At 51.3% G+C, this 2,500-nt stretch carries 1 rRNA gene (only partly in view); it reads left to right on the forward strand.

Annotation, left to right across the window (positions count from 1 at the left end):
• A 23S ribosomal RNA gene (locus AC1Q9M_RS24435) occupies positions 1-2,500 on the forward strand (it extends past both window edges: 204 nt to the left, 175 nt to the right).

Raw genomic sequence — 2,500 nt, forward strand, 5'->3', positions numbered from 1 at the left:
CTCGAGGAAAAGACATCAACCGAGATTCCGAAAGTAGTGGCGAGCGAAATCGGAAGAGCCTGTTAGTGATAGCACAAGACTTAACGGAACGCTTTGGAAAGGGCGGCCATAGCGGGTGATAGCCCCGTACGTGAAAAGACCTGTGTGGTACTGAGCTAACGACAAGTAGGGCGGGACACGAGAAATCCTGTCTGAATATGGGGGGACCATCCTCCAAGGCTAAATACTCATCATCGACCGATAGTGAACAAGTACCGTGAGGGAAAGGCGAAAAGAACCCCGGGAGGGGAGTGAAATAGATCCTGAAACCGCGTGCTTACAAAAAGTAGGAGCCTCGAAAGGGGTGACTGCGTACCTTTTGTATAATGGGTCAGCGACTTACATTCAGTGGCAAGGTTAACCGAATAGGGAAGCCGTAGAGAAATCGAGTCCGAATAGGGCGATTCAGTCGCTGGGTGTAGACCCGAAACCAAGTGATCTATCCATGGCCAGGATGAAGGTGCCGTAACAGGTACTGGAGGTCCGAACCGACTAGTGTTGCAAAACTAGCGGATGAGCTGTGGATAGGGGTGAAAGGCTAAACAAACTTGGAAATAGCTGGTTCTCTCCGAAAACTATTTAGGTAGTGCCTCAAGTATTACCGTCGGGGGTAGAGCACTGTTTTGGCTAGGGGGTCATGGCGACTTACCAAACCAAGGCAAACTCCGAATACCGATGAGTACAGCTTGGGAGACAGAGCACCGGGTGCTAACGTCCGGACTCAAGAGGGAAACAACCCAGACCGCCAGCTAAGGTCCCTAAAATTGGCTAAGTGGGAAACGAAGTGGGAAGGCTAAAACAGTCAGGATGTTGGCTTAGAAGCAGCCATCATTTAAAGAAAGCGTAATAGCTCACTGATCGAGTCGTCCTGCGCGGAAGATGTAACGGGGCTAAGCCAGTTACCGAAGCTGCGGATTTGCAATTTATTGCAAGTGGTAGGAGAGCGTTCTGTAAGCCTGTGAAGGTGTCTTGTAAAGGATGCTGGAGGTATCAGAAGTGCGAATGCTGACATGAGTAGCGTTAAAGGGGGTGAAAAGCCCCCTCGCCGTAAGCGCAAGGTTTCCTACGCAACGTTCATCGGCGTAGGGTGAGTCGGCCCCTAAGGCGAGGCAGAGATGCGTAGCTGATGGGAAACAGGTCAATATTCCTGTACCGATTACAAGTGCGATGTGGGGACGGATCTTAATAGGTTATCCGGCGGTTGGATGTGCCGGTTTAGACAGATGTAGGCGACACGTAGGCAAATCCGCGTGTCATATACCGAGGCTGTCGATCGAGCGAGCTTGCTCGCGAAGTAACTGAACGAGGTCCCAGGAAAAGCCACTAAGCTTCAGCTTGTAATTGACCGTACCGCAAACCGACACTGGTGCGCGAGATGAGTATTCTAAGGCGCTTGAGAGAACTCAGGAGAAGGAACTCGGCAAATTGACACCGTAACTTCGGAAGAAGGTGTGCCCTAGTAATGTGATGAGAACATCTGAGCATGAATGGGTTGCAAAAAATTGGTGGCTGCGACTGTTTATTAAAAACACAGCACTCTGCAAACACGAAAGTGGACGTATAGGGTGTGACGCCTGCCCGGTGCTGGAAGATTAATTGATGGGGTGCAAGCTCTTGATCGAAGTCCCAGTAAACGGCGGCCGTAACTATAACGGTCCTAAGGTAGCGAAATTCCTTGTCGGGTAAGTTCCGACCTGCACGAATGGCGTAACGATGGCCACACTGTCTCCTCCTGAGACTCAGCGAAGTTGAAATGTTTGTGATGATGCAATCTCCCCGCGGAAAGACGGAAAGACCCCATGAACCTTTACTGTAGCTTTGTATTGGACTTTGAACAGATCTGTGTAGGATAGGTGGGAGGCTTTGAAGCAGGGTCGCTAGATCTTGTGGAGCCAACGTTGAAATACCACCCTGGTGTGTTTGAGGTTCTAACCTAGGTCCATTATCTGGATCGGGGACAGTGCATGGTAGGCAGTTTGACTGGGGCGGTCTCCTCCCAAAGTGTAACGGAGGAGTTCGAAGGTACGCTAGGTACGGTCGGACATCGTGCTAATAGTGCAATGGCATAAGCGTGCTTAACTGCGAGACTGACAAGTCGAGCAGATGCGAAAGCAGGACATAGTGATCCGGTGGTTCTGTATGGAAGGGCCATCGCTCAACGGATAAAAGGTACTCTGGGGATAACAGGCTGATACCGCCCAAGAGTTCATATCGACGGCGGTGTTTGGCACCTCGATGTCGGCTCATCTCATCCTGGGGCTGTAGCCGGTCCCAAGGGTATGGCTGTTCGCCATTTAAAGAGGTACGTGAGCTGGGTTTAAAACGTCGTGAGACAGTTTGGTCCCTATCTTCCGTGGGCGCTGCAGATTTGAGGAAGCCTGCTCCTAGTACGAGAGGACCGGAGTGGACGCACCTCTGGTGTACCGGTTGTCACGCCAGTGGCATTGCCGGGTAGCTAAGT

The organism is Hydrogenophaga sp. GW823-FHT04C09 (assembly GCF_058796355.1).